General features: G+C 73.7%; 15 protein-coding genes. 8 read left to right on the forward strand and 7 right to left on the reverse strand.

All coding sequences use genetic code 11. The annotated features are described in order from the left end of the window. Positions 1–41: 41 nt before the first annotated feature. The gene (gene icmF, locus J5Y05_RS05465; RefSeq protein ID WP_210868626.1) at positions 42–3,269 is read right to left on the reverse strand and encodes a fused isobutyryl-CoA mutase/GTPase IcmF; all 3,228 of its coding nucleotides are present in this window, start codon (positions 3,267–3,269) and stop codon (positions 42–44) included. Between the two features lie 193 nt (positions 3,270–3,462). After that, positions 3,463–4,227, reverse strand: a complete 765-nt coding sequence (locus J5Y05_RS05470; protein WP_210868628.1) for a helical backbone metal receptor — start codon at positions 4,225–4,227, stop codon at positions 3,463–3,465. A 553-nt stretch (positions 4,228–4,780) separates the two neighbouring features. On the opposite strand from J5Y05_RS05470, the gene J5Y05_RS05475 reads away from it, so the two are divergent. The 5 genes from J5Y05_RS05475 (at position 4,781) to J5Y05_RS05495 (ending at position 10,441) form a co-directional block, all read left to right on the forward strand. Beyond that, positions 4,781–5,677, forward strand: a complete 897-nt coding sequence (locus tag J5Y05_RS05475) for a methylenetetrahydrofolate reductase (protein WP_210868630.1) — start codon at positions 4,781–4,783, stop codon at positions 5,675–5,677. Positions 5,678–5,784: 107 nt separating this feature from the next. Then, entirely contained in the window at positions 5,785–6,744 is a 960-nt protein-coding gene (locus J5Y05_RS05480) for a bifunctional 5,10-methylenetetrahydrofolate dehydrogenase/5,10-methenyltetrahydrofolate cyclohydrolase (RefSeq protein WP_210868632.1), read from the forward strand. Next, complete coding sequence (gene purU, locus J5Y05_RS05485) at positions 6,741–7,613, forward strand: formyltetrahydrofolate deformylase (RefSeq protein WP_210868634.1); 873 nt, start codon at positions 6,741–6,743, stop codon at positions 7,611–7,613. The genes J5Y05_RS05480 and purU overlap by 4 nt, the downstream gene beginning before the upstream one ends. 258 nt (positions 7,614–7,871) lie before the next feature. Further along, positions 7,872–9,758, forward strand: a complete 1,887-nt coding sequence (locus tag J5Y05_RS05490; protein ID WP_247614040.1) for a sensor histidine kinase — start codon at positions 7,872–7,874, stop codon at positions 9,756–9,758. Next, complete coding sequence (locus J5Y05_RS05495) at positions 9,755–10,441, forward strand: response regulator (RefSeq protein WP_051821574.1); 687 nt, start codon at positions 9,755–9,757, stop codon at positions 10,439–10,441. Before J5Y05_RS05490 ends, J5Y05_RS05495 begins: the two co-directional genes overlap by 4 nt. Positions 10,442–10,566: 125 nt before the next feature. Here the strand turns inward: J5Y05_RS05495 and ligM are convergent, their stop codons facing one another. Then, positions 10,567–11,967: a vanillate/3-O-methylgallate O-demethylase gene (gene ligM / locus J5Y05_RS05500; protein WP_210868636.1), complete on the reverse strand. Its 1,401-nt coding sequence runs from the start codon at positions 11,965–11,967 to the stop codon at positions 10,567–10,569. Between the two features lie 407 nt (positions 11,968–12,374). Between ligM and J5Y05_RS05505 the strand changes: the two genes are divergently transcribed. The 3 genes from J5Y05_RS05505 to folP are packed head-to-tail and all read left to right on the forward strand — an operon-like array spanning position 12,375 to position 14,497. After that, positions 12,375–12,734: a protocatechuate 3,4-dioxygenase gene (locus tag J5Y05_RS05505; protein ID WP_210868638.1), complete on the forward strand. Its 360-nt coding sequence runs from the start codon at positions 12,375–12,377 to the stop codon at positions 12,732–12,734. After that, the gene (locus tag J5Y05_RS05510) at positions 12,727–13,584 is read left to right on the forward strand and encodes a class III extradiol dioxygenase subunit beta (protein ID WP_210868641.1); all 858 of its coding nucleotides are present in this window, start codon (positions 12,727–12,729) and stop codon (positions 13,582–13,584) included. The genes J5Y05_RS05505 and J5Y05_RS05510 overlap by 8 nt, the downstream gene beginning before the upstream one ends. Positions 13,585–13,624: 40 nt before the next feature. Next, the gene (gene folP / locus J5Y05_RS05515; RefSeq protein ID WP_247614041.1) at positions 13,625–14,497 is read left to right on the forward strand and encodes a dihydropteroate synthase; all 873 of its coding nucleotides are present in this window, start codon (positions 13,625–13,627) and stop codon (positions 14,495–14,497) included. Between the two features lie 70 nt (positions 14,498–14,567). On the opposite strand, the gene J5Y05_RS05520 is transcribed toward folP, so the two are convergent. The 4 genes from J5Y05_RS05520 to mdlC form a co-directional block, all read right to left on the reverse strand. Continuing rightward, positions 14,568–14,843 carry a muconolactone Delta-isomerase family protein gene (locus J5Y05_RS05520; protein ID WP_210868643.1) on the reverse strand — a complete coding sequence of 92 codons (276 nt, stop codon included), beginning with the start codon at positions 14,841–14,843 and terminating at the stop codon, positions 14,568–14,570. Between the two features lie 46 nt (positions 14,844–14,889). Then, positions 14,890–15,597 (reverse strand): alpha/beta hydrolase, encoded by a 708-nt coding sequence (locus J5Y05_RS05525; protein WP_210868646.1) that lies wholly within the window; start codon positions 15,595–15,597, stop codon positions 14,890–14,892. A gap of 393 nt (positions 15,598–15,990) precedes the next feature. Then, positions 15,991–17,328 carry an MFS transporter gene (locus tag J5Y05_RS05530; RefSeq protein ID WP_210868647.1) on the reverse strand — a complete coding sequence of 446 codons (1,338 nt, stop codon included), beginning with the start codon at positions 17,326–17,328 and terminating at the stop codon, positions 15,991–15,993. A gap of 339 nt (positions 17,329–17,667) precedes the next feature. Further along, positions 17,668–19,308, reverse strand: coding sequence for a benzoylformate decarboxylase (gene mdlC / locus J5Y05_RS05535; RefSeq protein WP_210868649.1), 1,641 nt, complete (start codon positions 19,306–19,308; stop codon positions 17,668–17,670). Between the last annotated feature and the right edge of the window lie 203 nt (positions 19,309–19,511).

The raw sequence follows: 19,511 nt of genomic DNA on the forward strand, positions 1-19,511 counted from the left end.
CCGCCGCCTCGCCCGCGTGTCCACGCGCGGGCCCCGGTCCGTCACACGTTGCGCCGGTACTCCCCGCCCACCTCGAAGAACGCCTCGGTGACCTGCTGGAGCGTGCAGACCCGGGCGGCGTCCATGAGCACCGCGAACACGTTCTCCCCGCCGATCGCCGCGTCCTTGAGCCGGGCGACCGCCTCGGCGGCCTCCTCGCCGTGGATGGAGCGGTAGGTGGTGACCCGTTCGAGCTGGGACTCCTTCTCCGTCTCGGTGGCGCGGGCCAGCTCCGGCTCCGGGGCCCCGCCGGAGCCGCCGGGCCGCAGGAAGGTGTTCACGCCGACGATCGGCAGCGACCCGTCGTGCTTGCGCTGCTCGTACAGCATCGACTCGTCCTGGATACGGCCGCGCTGGTAGCCGGTCTCCATGGCGCCGAGCACCCCGCCGCGCTCGTTGATCCGGTCGAACTCGGCGAGCACCGCCTCCTCCACCAGGTCGGTGAGCTGATCGATGACGAACGAGCCCTGGAGCGGGTTCTCGTTCATGGCCAGGCCCCACTCCCTGTTGATGATCAACTGGATGGCCAGGGCCCGGCGCACCGACTCCTCGGACGGCGTGGTGACCGCCTCGTCGTAGGCGTTGGTGTGCAGCGAGTTGGCGTTGTCGTAGATGGCGATGAGGGCCTGGAGCGTGGTGCGGATGTCGTTGAAGTCCATCTCCTGGGCGTGCAGGGAGCGCCCGGAGGTCTGGACGTGGTACTTCAGCTTCTGGGAGCGCTCGTTCGCCCCGTACCTCTCGCGCATGGCGACCGCCCAGACGCGGCGGGCGACCCGGCCGAGCACCGAGTACTCGGGGTCCATGCCGTTGGAGAAGAAGAACGACAGGTTCGGCGCGAAGTCGTCGATGTGCATGCCGCGCGCGAGGTACGCCTCGACGTAGGTGAAGCCGTTGGCGAGGGTGAAGGCGAGCTGGCTGATGGGGTTCGCCCCGGCCTCGGCGATGTGGTAGCCCGAGATGGAGACCGAGTAGAAGTTGCGGACCCGCTGCGCGATGAACCACTCCTGGATGTCGGCCATCATCCGCAGCGAGAACTCGGTGGAGAACAGGCAGGTGTTCTGGCCCTGGTCCTCCTTGAGGATGTCGGCCTGCACGGTGCCGCGCACGCCGGCCAGCGCGCGCGCCCGCAGCTCGGCGGCCTCCTCGGCCGAGGGGTCGCGGCCCTCGGCGGCGCGGAACCTCTCGGTCTGCTGGTCGATGACGGTGTTGAGGAAGAAGGCCAGCACGGTCGGGGCCGGGCCGTTGATCGTCATCGAGACGGAGGTGGTCGGCGCGGTCAGGTCGAAACCGTCGTAGAGCGCCTTCATGTCGTCCAGGGTGGCCACCGAGACGCCGGAGGTGCCGACCTTGCCGTAGATGTCGGGGCGCCGGTCGGGGTCGCGGCCGTAGAGCGTCACCGAGTCGAACGCGGTGGACAGGCGGGTGGCGGGCTGGCCCTCGGAGAGCAGCTTGAAGCGCCGGTTGGTGCGGAACGGGTCGCCCTCGCCCGCGAACATCCGGGCCGGGTCCTCGCCGTCGCGCTTGAAGGGGAAGACGCCGGCGGTGAACGGGAAGCGGCCGGGCAGGTTCTCCCGGCGCCAGAACCGGACCAGTTCGCCGTGGTCGGTGAAGTGGGGGAGCGCGACCCGGGGCACCTTGTTGCCGGAGAGGGACTCACGGGTCAGCGCGGTACGGATCTCGCGGTCGCGGACGGTGACGACCTGCTCGTCGCCGGAGTACGCGGCCACCACGGCCGGCCAGCCGTCGATCTGCTCCGCGACCTCGTACGGGAGCCTGCCGCGGGCCTCGGCGAGCAGCGCCTCCACCCCGCCGGCCTCCGCGCCCGCCTCGGCGAGGTCCGCGCGGACGGCGTCCAGGCGCTGCACGCGCCGCGCCGCCTCCACGAGACGGCCGGTCTCGCGGTGGTAGGCGCGGACCGTCTCGGTGATCTCGGCGAGGTAGCGGACCCGCTCGGCGGGGACCACCTGCCGGATGCCGGAGGAGTGGCGCACGTCGACGGCGGGCAGCGCGCCCTCGGTGAGCGGCAGCCCGTGCTCGGCGAGGGCGGCCGACAGGTGCTGGTAGAGGGCGGTGACGCCGTCGTCGTTGAAGGTGGCCGCCGAGGTGCCGAAGACCGGCATGTCCTCGGGCCTCTTGCCGAACGCCTCGCGGTTGCGCACCATCTGGCGGCCCACGTCGCGCAGCGCGTCCTTGGCGCCGCGCCGCTCGAACTTGTTGATGGCGACCAGGTCGGCGAAGTCGAGCATGTCGATCTTCTCCAACTGGGAGGCTGCGCCGAACTCCGGCGTCATCACGTACATCGACGTGTCGACGAACGGCACGATCGCGGCGTCGCCCTGGCCGATGCCGGGGGTCTCCACGACGACCAGGTCGAATCCGGCGGCCTTGGCCACGGCGATGACGTCGTCGAGGTGCTCGGGCAGTTCGCGGCTGCCGCGGGTGGCCAGGCTGCGGAAGAAGACGCGGTCCCCGTCGAGGGAGTTCATGCGGATGCGGTCGCCGAGCAGGGCGCCGCCGCCGCGCCGCCGGGTCGGGTCGACGGCGATGACGGCGATCCTCAGCTTGTCCCGCTGGTCGACGCGGAACCGGCGGACCAGTTCGTCGGTGAGCGAGGACTTGCCGGAGCCGCCGGTGCCGGTGATGCCGAGCACCGGCACCACCCGGGCCGCGGCGGCGGTGCGCAGTTCGTCCAGCAACTCGGCGGGCAGGGTGCCGAGTTCGGCGCCGGTGAGGGTGCGGGCGAGGGCGAAGCGGTCGCCGGAGAGCACGCCCGCGGCGTCGGCCGGACCGGCGGCCCACAGGTCGAAGTCGCAGTCCCGGACGACCGAGTTGACCATCCCGGCCAGGCCCATCCGCTGGCCGTCCTCGGGGGAGAAGATGGTCACGCCGCTCTCCCGGAGGCGGGTGATCTCGGCGGGCACGATCACGCCGCCGCCCCCGCCGACCACCCGTACGTGCCCGGCGCCGCGCTCGCGCAGCGACTCGACCAGGTACTCGAAGTACTCGACGTGGCCGCCCTGGTAGGAGGAGACGGCGACGCCGTGCACGTCCTCCTCGATCGCCGCGTCCACGACCTCGCGCACCGACCGGTTGTGTCCGAGGTGGATCACCTCGGCGCCCTGGGACTGGAAGATCCGGCGCATGATGTTGATCGAGGCGTCGTGCCCGTCGAACAGCGCCGACGCGGTGACCAGACGGACGGGGTGCGCGGGGCGGTGGAGATCGCTCATGGGGGCCTTCCCGGGCGGCTCGGGCGGATGGTGCTGAGAAGATAGTAGGACGTCCTACTAAACGCCGGGAGGTGCCACGCGTGTGAGCAGAGGCACAGCTTGAGTGAGCCGGGTCACAGCCGGATCACGGGCGGATCGCGCCGGATCACGGGGGAGCGCGCGGGAAGGCTCCGGGAGCGGCCCCACCCGTCGCTCAGAGGCTCGCGGTCAGCCGCCCCAGCATCGCGTGCGCCTCGGGCAGCGAGGGCCCGTACCAGGTGAGCAGCCGCCCGTCCACCAGCCGGACCGGCACCCGCCGGAAGGCTTCCGGCCCGTCGTCCGGCCCGAACGCGTACGGCTCGTCCGGCAGCAGCACGGCGTCCACCCCCGGCCGGTCGATCCGGTCCAGCGGCACATGCGGATAGCGGCCCTCGTCAGTGCCGAAGGCGTTGGCGAGACCGGCCCGGCGCAGCAGGTCACCGGTGAAGGTGGACCGGCCGACCACCATCCACGGATCGCGCCAGACCGGCACCGCCACCGTCGCCACCGGCTCGGGGACCGGCCCCGACCACAGCGACCGGGCCCGCCCGACCCACTCCGGCACCGGGGCGTCGAGCGCCTCCGTGAACAGCCGGGCGATCGACTCCAGCGCCTGGGGTACGGTCTCGATCACCGTCACCCACACCGGCAAGCCCGCCGCGCGCAGCCGGGCCACGTCCAGCTCCCGGTTCTCCTCCTTGTTGGCGATCACCAGATCCGGCCGCAGCCGCTCGATCGCCGCCCGGTCCGGGTTCTTCGTGCCCCGCACCCGGGCCACGTCCAGCCCCGCCGGACGCGCGCACCAGTCCGTCGCCCCCACCAGCACCTGAGGACGGTCCGCCGCGACCGTCTCGGTCAGCGACGGCACGAGGGACACCACCCGGCGCGGCGGCCGGGGCAGGTCGAGGACGGTGCCCATGTCGTCGGCGATCGGCGGCATCACGGGGCTCCAGGGGTCGGGGACGGGCGTACGGTCACGGCCCGCGCCGGTACGGCGCTGCCACCGGAAGCCTGCCACGGGAGGCGGGACCGGGACCACGGGGTACGGCGCCGCCGCCCCTCGCCCCGTGCCGCGCGCCCGGTCACTACGTCACTTGTCCCGGAGGGGCCGCGACGCTCGCCAAGGGCAGGTCCGGTCATCCGCGTGATCCCGGGCGCGGCCCGGCCTCCTAGCGTCTTAGCAGGTCCGGAGGTCGGACCCGGGCCACCCGCCGCCACCGTGCCGCACCGGCCCGTCCGCACCCCCCGGATCATCCAGTGAAGGGTCCGCACCACATCATGGCTTCGGAGAATCCGGCGGTCACCGCCCGCACCGGGTGCCCGGCCCGGCCGGCGCCCCGCGCCGCGGCGGCCCGGGGTCCGGCGCCACGGCCGTTCCCCGCCGCGCCCGGTCCGGCCGCCCGGCGCCCCGTACCGGGGGCCGCCGTCCGGCAGCCGCCCGCCGCCTCGGCCCCTCCTGTCCAGTACGCCCGCACCCAGCAACGGAGCACGCGATGACGTCGGTGAGAAACGCCGGGGACTCCACCCCCCGCACCACGGGCCGCACGCCCGCGCGACCGGCCGCGGCGGCGGTGGCCGACGCGCTGCGCGACGCCACCTACGAGATCCTGCCGTTCAAGAGCGCCGAGGAGAAGGTCCTCGCCCACGTCCCGCGCGACGTGGCGCTCACCGTGACCACGACCGAGGCCAAGGGCCTCGGACCCACCCTCGACCTCGCGGTCCGCCTCACCGGGCAGGGCTACCGGGCCGCCCCGCACATCGCCGCCCGGCTGGTCCGCGACCGGGCCCACCTCGCCGACCTCGTCGACCGGCTCGCCGACGCCGGAGTCGACCGGCTCTTCGTCATCGGCGGGGACGCCGCCGAACCCGCCGGGGAGTTCCCCGACGCGCTGAGCCTGCTCGAAGCCCTCCGCGAGCGCGACCACCACTTCACCTCCCTCGGCATCGGCGGCTACCCCGAGGGCCACGGCACCATCGGCGACGAGCTGATCGAGAAGGCCCTCGCGGACAAGGCCCCGCACGCGGACCACGTCATCACCCAGCTCTGCTTCGACGCGGCCACCACCCTCCGCTGGGCCCGCGCGGTCCACGGGCGCGGCGTCGGCCTGCCGATACGCGTCGGCATCCCCGGCGCGATCAGCCGGCAGAAGCTGATCCGCGTCTCGGCCGGACTCGGCCTCGGCCAGTCGGCCCGCTTCCTGAAGAAGCAGCAGAACCTGCTCTGGCGCTTCTTCCTGCCCGGCGGCTACAGCCCCGACAAGCTGATCGAACGCCTCACCCCCGCCTTCGGCGCCGCCGACAACCGCCTGCACGGCTTCCACGTGTTCACCTTCAACGACCTGGACAGCACCGAGGCGTGGCGGCAGGAGTGGCTCGCCCGCCTCTCCTGACCGCCCCGCCGCGTGCCCCTTCGGGGCCCCCGGGGAACGCCCCTCGGGGAACGCCGCCCCCCGCCTCGTAGTACGTACGTCGCCTCACCGGAGGAGTTGCAGAACTGATGAGTGCCCAGGTCATCGACGGCCGGGCGTGCGCCCGCACCCTCAAGGAGGGCCTGGCCGACGAGGTGACGCGCCTGGCCCGCGAGGGGACCCGGACCGGCCTGGCCACGGTCGTCGTCGGCGACGAGTACGCCTCGGCCGCCTACGAACGGCGCCTGCGGCGCCTCGCGGACCAGCTCGGCGTCGCCTACCGGCCCCGCTCCCTGCCCCCGGGGGCCACCCAGGCCGAGCTGACCGACACGATCGCGGAACTCAACGCCGACCCGGCCGTCTCCGGCATCCTCGTGCTGCGCCCGCTGCCCCCGCACATCGACGAGGCGGCCGTCTTCCGCACCCTCGACCCGCGCAAGGACATCGAGGCGGTCCATCCCGAGAACGCCGGCCTCCTCGCCCTCGGCGTCCCGCGTTACGTCCCCTCCACCGCCGCCTCCGTCTTCCACCTGCTCGACACCTGGCTGGACGAGGCGGGCGAGGACCGCGCCGCCTTCTACCACCGGTCCCTCATCGTCGTCGTGGGCCGCTCCAACACCGTCGGCAAACCCGCCGTCGCCCTCGGCTACCTGCGCGAGGCCACCGTCGAGTCGGTCGACGAGTGGGCCGACCGCACCCACGGGCTCGGCCGGCACACCCGGCGCGCGGACGTCCTCATCGTCGCCGCCGGCAAGGCCGGACTGATCAGGGCCGAACACGTCCGCGAGGGCGCCGTCGTCATCGACGTCGGCATCAACCCGCGCCGGGACGCGGACGGCACCGTCCGCATGGTCGGGGACGTCGACCACGACGCCGTCGCCCCCCGGGCCCGTGCCCTCACCCCGGTCCCCGGCGGCGTGGGCCCGGTGACCGACGTGTGGCTGTTCCGCAACACCGTGCACGCCGCCCGGCTCCTGTCCGGCCGGCCGCCCCTGCCCGGCCCGCTCACCCGCACCGGACCGACCGAACCCCTCCTGGAGGCGTCATGACCTCGCCCGCTGCCGCCCGGCGCGGCGTCCTGCTGCTGTCCTGCCCCGACGCGCCCGGCATCGTGCACGCCGTCACCGAGCCGCTGGCCCGGGAGCACTGCACCATCCTGCAGAGCCAGCAGTTCGGCAGCTCCACCAGCGACACCTTCCACATGCGGGTCGAGTTCGCGCACGCCGACGGGGCCGGCCTCGACCTCGACGGGCTCCGCCGCGAGCTGACCCCCGTCGCCGAACGGTTCGGCATGACCTGGCAGCTCACCGACGCCGCCCGGCGGCCCCGTACCATCCTGATGGTCAGCCGGTTCGCGCACTGCCTGAACGACCTGCTGTTCCGCAACTCCCTCGGCGAACTCAACCTCGACGTCGTCGCCGTGGTCTCCAACCACCCCGACCTCGGCCGGATCGCCGACAGCTACGAGGTGCCCTTCCGCCACATCCCGGTCACCGCGCGGGACAAGCCGCGGGCCGAGGAGGAACTGCTCACCCTGGTCGAGGAGGAGAAGGTCGACCTCGTCGTCCTCGCCCGGTACATGCAGATCCTCTCCGACGACGCCTGCAAGCGCCTCGACGGCCGGGCGATCAACATCCACCACTCGATGCTGCCCAGCTTCAAGGGCGCCCGGCCCTACCACCAGGCCCACGCCCGCGGCGTCAAGTACATCGGCGCGACCGCCCACTACGTCACCGCCGACCTCGACGAGGGCCCCATCATCGAGCAGGAGCTGATCCGCGTCGACCACTCCCTCGACCCGGCCCAGCTCGCGGCCCGCGGCCGGGAGGCGGAGACCCGCGCGCTCGCCCGCGCGGTGCGCTGGCACTGCGAGAACCGGGTCGTCGTCAACGGCAACCGGACCGTCGTCTTCTCATGACGTTCCCCTGACGCGGGTGACGGCCGGCGGGGGCCGGTACGGCGGCGGGCGCCCCCGGCACCCGCTGCCGTACCGGCCCCCGTTCCGCTTCGGCGGTCCGTCCCGACCTGGGACGGGACATTCGACGTAGGTGCGCGTTCGGGGCGAAACGGGACGTTGTCGCGGGGTGACGTATCCGCTTCTTACGTGCATGCTGTGACTCGACATGCGACGACGCCCGGCACGACCCGCCGCGTCGAGGGCGGGGAGGGAGGGCGTATGCCGAGCCGGAGCCGAGGGACGGCCGACACGCCGGACGAGCCGCGCACGGCGCACGCGCCGCCGCGCACGGTCCAGGGGCCGCGTACCGCGCACGAGCCGCGCACGGCGCACGCGCCCGGCACGGCCCGCGAACCGCGCGCCGCCACGGGCGACCGCACCGAAGACCGCACCGAAGACCGCGCGGCCGGTGCCGCCGCGGGCGTGGCCTGGTCCGACCTCGCGGAGCACGCGCCGGACGGGCTGGCCGTCGTCGACGAGCACGGCCGCTTCCTCCAGCTCAACGCCGCCGCCGTCGCCCTGTGCGCCCGCCCCGCCGGCGAACTGGTCGGCCGCCCCGCCCCGTTCGACATCGCGCTCGGCTTCTCCGCCGGCTCGCTCGGCCTGCTCGACGACGGCGCCGCCGAGCAGATGTGCACCTGGACCCCCGGCAGCGGCCCCGCCCGCGAGTTCGCGTACCGCACCCGGCCCCTGCCCGGCGAACCGCCGCGCACCGTGGTCGCCTTCCGCGACGTCAGCGCCGAACGGCACCGCCAGCGCCGGGTCGCCGCCATCGCCCGCACCGCGGCGAAACTCGCCTCGGAGGGCTCGCTGACCGCGATGCTCGACGCCCTCGCCCAGGAGGTGCTGCGTGCCGACATGCTCGCCGCGGTGCAGATCCTCACCCTCGACGAGTCCGGCGAGAGCCTCCAGATCATGGGCTCGGCCGGGTTCCCGCGCCGCTCCGACTTCTTCGACCTCCTCATGGCCTGCCGCGACCGCGGGGCCACCCTGCGCATGCTGGACGCCTTCGAACTGGCGGAGCCCGTCGTCATCGCGGACCGCGGCGACGCCATCCAGGCCGACCCGGCCTGGGAGCCCCTGCACGCGCACATGGGCGCGCTGCGCTGGGACTGGTTCGCCAGCGTCCCGCTGCTGCTGCGCGGCCGGGCCATCGGCATCATCAACGCCTACTTCGCCCCGGGGCAGGTGGTGGGCCGCCAGACCCTGGAGTTCCTGGAGGCCATGGCCGACCAGGCCGCCGTCGCCGTGGACTACGTGGCCCTCCTGCGCGACGAGCGCGAACTCGCCCGCCGCGAGGAGCGCCAGCGGCTCGCCCGCGACCTGCACGACTCCATCGTCCAGCAGGTCTTCTCCATCTCGATGCAGGCCAAGGTGATGGGCGTGCTCGGCGCCCGCACCGACACCGTGCCCGCCGACAGCGTGCGCCGGATCGCCGACGAGGTGGGCGCGCTCTCCAAGACGGTCCTGACCGACCTGCGCGCGATGGTGCACGAGCTGCGGCCCTCCATCTCCACCCAGCTCGGCCTGGAGGAGGCGGTGCGCGCGCTGGTGGAGAGCACCACCAACCGCACCGGGCTCCGCTTCGACCTGGTGGTCGGCGCCGGGCTGGAGCAGATCGGCGCGGAGACCGCCGAGGACGTCTACCGGATCGTCGCCGAGGCCATCCACAACGTGGTCAAGCACGCCGGGGCCCGCTGGGTGATGCTGCGGATGGGGGTGCGCGACCACAGCCTCGTGGTGACGGTGACGGACGACGGCAAGGGCCTGCCCGCCACCCCCGGCACGAGCACCCCGCCGGGCGGCGGCTACGGGCTGACCAGCATGCGGGAGCGGGCCGAACGCTGGGGCGGCACGGTCCGGGTCGGACCGGAACCGGGGGGCGGCACCGCCGTCCGGCTCTCCGTGCCCCTCGCCGTCTCCGTCCCCCGCGACCCCTCGGCCGTCCCGGACGAGCGCGCCCCCGGCACCCCGCCCGCCCTTGAGCCGCCCGCCGGCCGCGCCCCCGGCACCCCGCCGGGCGGACCGGCCCCCGACCCCGCGCGCCCCCGGGCCCACGGCCGTACCCACCCCACCCCGACGGACTCGACGGAGGACGCGACATGAACGCCCCCACCCCGACGGCCCCCGAGACGACGGCGCTCCGCGTGATGATCGTCGACGACCACGCGGTGGTCCGCCGCGGCATCCGCGCCTACCTGGAGGTGCTGGACGACGTCCAGGTCGCCGCCGAGGCCCCCGACGGGCAGGAGGCCGTCGACCGGCTCCAGGAGATGTCGGTCCGCGGCGAACTCCCCGACGCCGTCCTCATCGACCTGCTGATGCCCCGGATGGACGGCGTCGCCGCCACCGCCCACATCACCCGCAACCACCCCGGCGTCAAGGTGGTCGTGCTGACCAGCTTCGGCGAGATGGAGCGCGTCCACGCCGCCCTGGCCAACGGGGCCTCCGGCTACCTGCTGAAGGACGCCGAACCGCACGAGGTGGTGGCCGCCCTGCGGGCCGCCGCGCGCGGCGACGTCTTCCTGCACCCCTCGGTCGCGCGCCGGCTGACGCAGGAGATCGTCTCGCCGCCGACCGGCCTGAGCACCCTGACCAACCGGGAACGGGACGTCCTCGCCCTGGTCGCGCAGGGCTGTTCCAACCAGGAGATCGCCGACGAGCTGGTGATCAGCGAGCGCACCGCCCGCACCCACGTCAGCAACGTGCTGCGCAAGCTCCAGCTCACCTCCCGTACCCAGGCGGCCCTGGTCGCCGTCCACGAGGGACTCGTCCCGCAGCAGCGCTGACACACCACCGCCGGGCCGCGCCGAGCGCGCGGACTGGCGCACGCGCACGAAACCGGCGCACGAAACGGCCGAGGGCGGCCGGCACCCCTGGTGCCGGCCGCCCTCGGCCGTTCTCGGCGACGCGATCAGGCGGTGACGGCCGTGCGCCAGCCCGGCTGGTAGCTGTCACGGGCCATCGCCGTGTACGGGGCCGGGGAGACGATCGCCCGCACCGGGAACTGGACGTGCGGCTGCACGGTGGTCTTGCCCGAACCGCCGTCCGGCTCGCCCCAGACGACCTCGACCTCGGCACCCAGCGGCACGTCCGGGTTGACCGTGGCCAGCGACAGCGCCTTGCGCTCGTTGGCGCTGTAGCCGGTGAACAGCGACAGGCCGACGGTGTTGCCGTCCGCGTCCCGCACCGCGTCGTAGTTCGACGAGCCGTAGTTGGCGTTCGGCAGGTCGAAGAACTGGTAGCCGGGGCCCTCCTGGACGGGAGAGGCCAGCAGCTTGGAGACGTCCTCGGTGTTCCACTCCAGGGTGACCTTGCGGCGCTGGGTCGCCGGGTCGATCGCCTCCAGGGCGCTGCGGCCCACGAAGTCGTGGTCGAACTTCACGAAGCCGCCGTAGCCCAGCTCCCACGGGTTGAGGTAGTAGTCCTCGATGTTCCGCGAGACGAAGCTGCCCGCCAGGGCGTTGGTCGCCTCGTAGCTGTCCGCGCCGAGCCACTCGCGGTACGGGCGCATCTCCTCGCCCGAGTAGACGGCGGGCAGCGGCGAGGGAATCCAGCCCGACTCCAGCGTGTTGCAGGAGTAGGCGCGGCAGCCGGCCGGCTCCAGGCCGAACTCGCGGCCCGCCTCCAGGATCGCCTCGCGCACCTTGTCGTAACTGCCGTACGGGCCCCAGATCTCCAGGCCGGGGGCGCCCGCCATGCCGTGGCGGAGCGTGCGGATGCGCTCGCCGGCGATGTCCATGTAGCCCATCCGGAAGAACTTCACCTTGTCGACCGGGCCGCCGTTGACCTTCTCGATGACGTCCCAGGCCCGCGGGCCCTGGATCTGGAAGCGCCAGACGTCCCGGGTCACCTGCTTGCCGTACGGGCGCGAGGGCGAGCGGTCGTCCTTGCGGATGTCGACGTTGTACCCCCGGCCGCCCTTGTACGTCAGCCAGTTGGCGACCGGCGCGCGGCCGACGAAGACGAACTCCTCCTCCGCCAGGCGGAACAGGATGCCGTCGCCGATGACCCCGCCCTCGGGCGACACCGGGACGAACTGCTTCGCCGAGTCCACGGGGAAGTTGGCCGTGCTGTTGATGCCCGTGTCGGTGAAGAGCTTCAGCGCGTCCGGACCGGAGACCCACAGGTTCACCATGTGGTGGGACTGGTCGAAGAGCACCGCCGTGTTCTGCCAGGCGGTCACCTCACGCCGGAAGTTGGTGAACTCGGCAGGCACGACCGGGTAGATGTACGCCCCGAGCTGGGAGTTGCGCAGCAGTTCCACCGTGTCGCCCGAGCGGTCCAACACGTCCTGCAGGTTCTTGGCACTCATGTGCAATCCGTCCTCACTCGTGGTTCTCGGCCACCCGGCCCCAGGCGGGAGCGGCCGTGCTTCGGCTGTACTGCGATGTCGTTCGGCGATCGCTCCGTCCGACGGAGCGGCGCGCCGGTGGCGCGGGCCCGCCGACAGGGCCGGCAGCCGTCCGCCTCACGCTAGGGACCGCGGCTGCCGAACGGCACAGAGGAATGGCGGGACCCGGGCGGCCGGGCCCGGCCATAGAGGGCGAGTCATATGACGTAGTCGCCGCCGGGTACGTCATTTGTCCCGGCGCGGCCTCGACAGGAAGCCCGTGCGGTCGGGACGTGTGGGCGATGGCCGCGCGGGCGCCGCCCCCTACGGTCGAAACCATTCGGCGCCGGCCGCGCCCCCGCGCCGGGCCCCGAGCCAGGGAGCACCGTATGACACGCCAGCACGGGCTGGAACCTCCGGGAACGTACGTCTTCGACGGCCCCACCAGCCGCCGCGGACACCGGATGAACAAGCTGTTCATGTCGCTGCGGGAGGAGGCCGCGCGCCGCGAGTTCCTGGCCGACGAGGCCGCCTACTGCGCGCGCTTCGCCCTGTCCGGGCAGCAGACGGAGGCCGTCCTGCGGCGCGACTGGCAGGCGATGCTCGACCTCGGCGGCAGCATCTTCTACATCTACAAGCTCGCCATGATGGACGGGCTCTCCATGCAGTACCTCGGTGGCGTCTTCACCGGCATGACCGAGGCCGAGTTCAAGGCAGCGATGCTGGCGGGAGGACGGACCGATGTCTGAGGTGATCTGGGGACTGGCCACGTCGCACGTGCCGTCCATCGGGGCCGCGATGGACCGGGACATGACCGGGGACCCGGTCTGGTCCCCGCTCTTCGAGGGGTACGGGCCCGCCCGCGAGTGGCTGGCCCGCAACAAGCCCGACGTCGCCATCCTGGTCTACAACGACCACGCCAACGGCGTCGACATGGACATCGTCCCCACCTTCGCCCTCGGCACCGCCGAGCGCTACCGGGTCGCCGACGAGGGCTTCGGCCGCCGCCCGGTGCCCGACGTCGAGGGCGACCCCGACTTCTCCTTCCACCTGCTGCGGCACCTGATGGACGACGGCTTCGACCTGACCGTCTTCCAGGAACTCGACGTCGACCACGGCTTCACCGTCCCCCTGTCGGTGTGGACGCCGGAACCCGGCGACGCCTGGCCCTGCCCGGTCGTGCCGATCATGGTCAACGTCATCCAGTACCCGCAGCCCACCGCAGCCCGCTGCTACGCCCTCGGCCAGGCACTGGGCCGGGCGATCGCCGCGTACGAGGGGGCCGGGACCGTCGGCATCCTCGGCACCGGCGGCATGTCGCACCAACTGGCGGGCGCGCGCGCCGGATTCATCAACCCCGAGTTCGACCACATGTTCCTCGACGCCATCGAGGAGGACCCGGAGAAGCTCGCCGCGCTCACCCGCGAGGACTTCATCCGCGAGGCCGGCGCCGAGGGCATCGAGCTGATCATGTGGCTCGTGATGCGGGGCGCGATGAACGAGCGGGTCCGCCGGGTGCACCGGGCCTACCACGTGCCCGCCTCCAACACCGCCGCCGGACTGGCCCTGTTCGACAACCGTCCCGAGCCGTCCGCCTGACCGGCGGGCGACCCGGACCCCCAGCACGAGGAGCGCCCCGATGTCCGTCGACACGACCGCACCGGCACCCCCCGGCGCGCACACGGTGCCCCGCCCGGGGCGCTGCGTGGTGATGGGCGTCCTCAACGTCACGCCCGACTCCTTCTCCGACGGGGGCCGGTACGCCGCCACCGCCCCCGCCGTGGAGCACGGGCTCGCCCTGTGGGCGGCCGGCGCCGACTACGTCGACGTGGGCGGCGAGTCCACGCGGCCCGGCGCCGTCCGGGTCGACGCGGCAACCGAGGCCCGCCGGGTGCTGCCGGTCGTCGCCGAACTGGCGGCGGCCGGCGTCCGGGTCAGCGTGGACACCACCCGCGCCGCCGTGGCCGAGGCCGCCGTCGGCGCGGGCGCCGCGCTGGTCAACGACGTCAGCGGCGGCCTCGCCGACCCCGCGATGGCCCGGGTGGTGGCAGGCGCCGGCGTGCCCTGGGTGATCGGCCACTGGCGCGGCGCCAGCCGCGACATGTACGCCGGGGCCGTCTACGACGACGTGGTCGCCGAGGTCCGCGCCGAGTTGCTGGCCCGCGCCGACGCCGCCGTCGCGGCCGGGGTGGACGCCGGGCGGCTGATCCTCGACCCCTGCCTGGGCTTCGCCAAGCTGGCCGGCCACGACTGGGAACTCCTCGCCCGCCTCGACGTCCTGGCGGCGCTCGGGCCGCCGGTGCTGCTGGGCGCCTCCCGCAAGCGGTTCCTCGCCTCGGCGCTGACCGGCGGCGCGGGCCGGTCCACGGCCCGGTCGCGGGACGCGGCGACGCTGGCGACCACGGTCCTGGCGGCGCGGGCCGGAGTGTGGGGCGTACGCGTGCACGACGTGGCCGCCTCCGCGGACGCGGTCCGCGTGGTGTCGGCCGCGGGCCGGGCGGCGGCTGCCTGAACGGCCGCCGGCGGGACGCCGGAAGGGGCCCCCTCGCCGAGGGGGCCCCTTCCGTGGTGCCGGGGGCCGGTCACCTCTCCTGCGGGTGGGTGGCGAGCGCCTCCACGGTGACGTCCATCCACTTCCACATCGGCAGCGACACCAGCGCCTCGTGCAGCGCGGCCGGGTCCTCCGCCTCGTACAGGCCGACGGTGGCGTTGCGGCCCGGCACGCGCCACAGCCGCTTCAGCACGCCCGCCTCCCGCAGCTCCATGGCGCGGACGCGCTCACCCCGGCGCAGTTCCTCGCGGACCTCGTCCGGGGTGTCCGGCGGCAGCAGGTTCTCGGTGCGGACCAGGAACTCCACGGCTCTTCCTCCTCCTTGTACACGGTGCGGGCGGGGTGCCCGGCGCTCAGGCCGCGGCGATGTCGAGCAGCAGGGCGGCCAGCTCGTCCGGGGCGGTGACCATGGCCTCGTGCCCGGTGGCGATCTCGTGGACCGGCCAGCCGCGGGCGGCGGCGCGCTCGGCGTGCGCGGTGAAGACCCGCATCCAGTCCACGCACTCGACGAAGACGGCCGGCACCCGGTCGGCGCCGCCGGTCAGCCGCAGCGGCTCGGTGTAGGTGAGCCAGGGGTGCGGGGTGAGCCGAGGCGAGAGCCAGTCGAGGTCGGCCTGCTCGCTCACGCCGAGCCGTTCCAGCGGCCGGACCGGCACGAGCCAGCCGAAGCCGGGTCCGGCGACCGCCTCCCGGTAGTGGCCGGCGACGGTCTCGGGCAGCAGGTCGATCGCGGCCTCGCCGTCGTCGCCGACGAAGGCGTCCAGGTGGACGCGGCGGGCCAGCCGCTCCGGCACGCGGTCGGCGACGCCGGTGATGACCTGGCCCGCGTAGCTGTGCCCGACGAGGACCACGTCCCGCAGGTCGTGTGCCTCCAGCAGCGCGACGACGTCCTGGACGTGCGTGGAGAGGCCGACCTGCGGGGTCAGCAGGTGGGCGCGGTCGCTGAGGCCGGTCAGCGTGGGGGTGTGCACCTCGTGACCGGCGGCGCGCAGTGCCGGGACGACGCGCTGCCAGGCCCAGCCGCCGTGCCAGGCGCCGTGGAGGAGGACGAACGTGCTCATGGGGTGATCACCCTTCGGTGGTTCGGGGTTCGGTGAATCGGTGGTTCGGGTTCAGGGGGGGTGCGCGGCTGGGGGTGTGCAGCCCGTACGGGGTGGGCGGTGCCTGCCCTGCCGGGGCCGGCCCGGGTGTGTGGCCGGCCGCCGGGGCCGTCGTGGCGGCCGGGATGGTGACGGCACCGACGTTAGGGAGCGGGAGAAGATCCGGTAACGCGCGAATGACCGGACCCGCGCGGAGCGTTGTCCCGCCGCCGCTACGTCATCCGTCGCGGGCCCCCGCACGCGGCACGGCCGACGGCCGGCGTGCCCGAGAGGGGCGCCGGCCGTCGGCCGTGGGGGGAGTACCGGTCCGGGGCGGCGGGACGTGCGGGTCCCCGCGCAGCGGACCGGCACGGGTCAGGCGGTCGTCCCGCTCGGGACGGAGGTGGCGGAGGTCTCCGTCTCGCTGTCGGGACCGGGCGCCGCCCCGCCGCGCAGACCGAGGATCGCCACCAGGCTGACCGTCGAGAGGGCGGAGACGTAGCAGGCGATGACGGTGGAGGAGTTGTACGCGCTGAAGAGCGCGGTCAGCGCGATGGGCGTCACGGCACCGCCGATCACACCACCCATCTGGTAGGCGATGGAGATGCCGCTGTAACGGACCTTGACGTCGAAGATCTCGGTGAACAGGCCGCCCTGCGCACCGGCCATGATGCCCTGGACGATGGCCGCGATCATGAAGGCGACCAGCGCCATGCCGACGCTCGCGGTGTTGACCATGGCGAACATCGGGATCGGCCACAGCGCCGCGGTGAGCGTGCCGATGGTGTAGACGCGCTTCGAGCCGAACCGGTCCGAGGCGAGCGCGGAGAGCGCGATGGCGATGACCCACACCACCGTCGACAGCAGGATCAGCGTCAGCAGCGTGTTCCGCTCGAAGCCGACCTGCTGGGTGCCGTAGGTGAGCATGTAGACGATGACGGTGTAGCCGACCGCGGGCGGCGCGATGGAGGCGAGGGAGGCCAGGATCAGGTTGCGCGGCTGACGGCGGAACAGCTCGGCCACCGGCACCTTGCTGACGTTGCGCTCCTTCTTGACCTTCTCGAACTCGGGTGCTTCCTGGAGCCGCGAGCGCACCATGAAGCCGACCACGACCATGAGCGCGCTGACCAGGAACGGGATGCGCCAGCCGTACGAGCGGAAGGCGTCGTCGCCCAGGCTGGAGACGAGCAGGAACGCCAGGTTGGAGGTGAGCACGCCGATCGGCAGGCCGAACTGCGCGAAGCTGCCGTAGAGCGCGCGGCGGCGCGGTGAGGCGTGCTCGGTGGCGATGAGGATGGCACCGCCCCACTCGCCGCCCACGCCGAAGCCCTGGATCAGCCGCAGGGCCACCAGCAGCAGCGGGGCACCGACGCCGATCGCCGCGTAGGTGGGCAGCACACCGATGAGGAAGGTCGAGCCACCGGTCAGCAGCAGCGTGAGCACCAGCATCGACTTGCGGCCGATCCGGTCGCCGTAGTGGCCGATGACCGCGGCGCCCAGCGGCCGGGCGATGAAGCCGACGGCGAAGGTGGCGAAGGCGGCGAGGGTGCCGGCCACCGGGGAGAACCCGGGGAAGAACAGGTCACCGAAGACCAGCGCGGCGGCGGTACCGAAAATGTAGTAGTCGTACCACTCGATCGACGTGCCGACGAAACTGGCCGCGAATATGCCCTTTTTATTCTTGGTTGACGTGGTGCTGGGTGAAGGGGTCACGACGGGTACTCCTCCGAAACGCCGGACGGCAGGGTGAGGGTGAGTCCTCCCGGGACGGTGAGGTCTCACGACGGGCTGGGGCGAGCGAGTCCGGGCCCCGGTCGGTGGGCGGCCGAAGCGGCCGACCGGGGCCCGGGTCGGGCGGCGACACCGGCGCACGGCCCGCGCGGAGGCCGGCGGGTCGCCGGTGTGCCGGCTCCGCGGCGCCGCGCGGTGAGGCCGGACTCGGTGTCCGGACTCGCTCGTTCAGGGAATGTAAGTGAGGACGGCTGCCGCGTCGCGGGTCTTCTGCGGCATGACGCCTACGTCATGTGTCGCACCGCACATTCGTGCGGCCGGTCAGCCCAGCGGACGGGTCTCGTGGACGAGGGGCAGTTCGAGCAGCCGGGGCCCGCGTCCCGGTGCCACGGCGGCGAGTTCGGCGGCGAGTTCGGCGCCGTCGGTGATCCGCCGGGCGGGCAGCCCGTACCCCTGCGCCGTGCGCACCGCGTCGAGTCCGGGCAGGTCCAGGCCGGGCGCGTTCTCCACGCCGAGCTGGTCGACGAAGCCGCGCAGCGCCCCGTAGGTGCCGTTGCGCATCACCACAAACGTGACCGGCAGGTTCTCCCGCACCGCCGTCCACAGCCCGGCTACGCCGTACTGCACCGCGCCGTCGCCCAGCACGGCGACCACCGGCCGGGACGGGTCCGCCAGCGCCACCCCGGCCGCCGCGGGCAGCCCGAAGCCGAGGCCCCCGGCGGCGGGGAAGAAGAGGCCGCGCGGACGGTCCAGCTCCAGGTGGTGCCAGAACTGCGTGGTGTTCGACGTCGACTCGTTGACCAGCCGCACCCCGGCCGGCAGCGTCCGCGCCATCAGCGCGAACACCTGGTCCGCGGTGAACGGCGCCACCGCCCGCGCCGGGTCCGCGCCGGCCGCCGTCCGCACGTCCGCGCCGGCCCGCTCCCCGGCTCCCGGTGCCTCGCCGGCCGGCCGCCGCTCCGGCTCGGGTCCCAGCGCCTCCAGCAACTGGCCCGTGACCGCGGCCACATCGCCCACCAGCGCGTCGCCGAACGCGGCCCGCGCCGCCGCGTACGGGTCCGAGCCGACCGCCACCAGCTCCGTGCCCTCAGCCAGCCACGGCCCCGGCCGGTAGGCGTGGTACCGGAACACCGGGGCGCCCAGCACCAGCACCAGATCGTGGCCGGACAGCCGCTCGGCGACCCCCGCGATGCTCGGCGGCAGCACCCCCCGGAACAGCGGGTGCCGGGTCGGGAACGGGCACCGGGGCGGCGTCGGCGCCACCCACACCGGCAGCCCCAGCCGCTCGGCCAGCGCCACCACCCGGTCGTAGGCCCGCTCGTCGTCCACCTCGGGGCCCACCACCAGCGCCGGGGAGGCGGCCCGCTCCAGCCGCCCGGCCAGCTCCGCCACCACCTCCGGCCCGGCGGCGCCCACCGACCGCACCCGGCGCCCCGCCAGGTGGGCCACCTCGTGCTCCGCCACCTCGGCGGCCCAGTCGTCCATCGGCAGCGACACGAACACCGGGCCCGCCGGCGCCAGCGTGGCCAGGTGGAACGCCTCCGACAGGGCCCGCGGCACGTCCTGGGCGCGGGCCGGTTCGAAGGACCACTTCACGTGCGGCTCCGGCACCCGGGTCATCGCCGGCTCGGCGAGCACCGAACCCAGCCCGATCATCGCGCGGGCCTGCTGCCCCGCGGTCACCACGAGCGGGGTCCGCGAGGCGTGCGCGTTGGCGAGGTTGCCCATCGCGTTGCCCAGCCCGGCCGCCGAGTGCAGGTTCACCAGCGCCGGACGCCCGGTGGCCTGCGCGTAGCCGTCGGCCGTCGCCAGGACCGCGCCCTCGTGCAGCCCGAGGACGTACCGGAAGTCCGCCGGGAAACCGTCCAGGAACGGCAGTTCGTTGGAGCCCGGGTTGCCGAACACGGTGGTCAGCCCCCAGGTCCGCAACAGGTCGTACGTGATGGCGCGAACGGTGGGCATGGCGTCCTCCAGGGGATCGGGAAAACCCCGGGGGCCGACGCACCCCGGGAGCCGCGCACGTTACAAGCCGTTTTGACCCCGGCCGAGCGCGAGGCCCCGATCTACGTCGGATGTCTCGGTCGCACCTGCCGCAACGGCCCGGAAGGAACGGGTCCAATGCCCGGGGGCCCCCGGCCGTGCTCGCGGTTACGGTGGCCCGACGC

Origin of the sequence: Streptomyces tagetis (assembly GCF_018069565.1) — a bacterium.
Lineage (GTDB): Bacteria > Actinomycetota > Actinomycetes > Streptomycetales > Streptomycetaceae > Streptomyces > Streptomyces tagetis.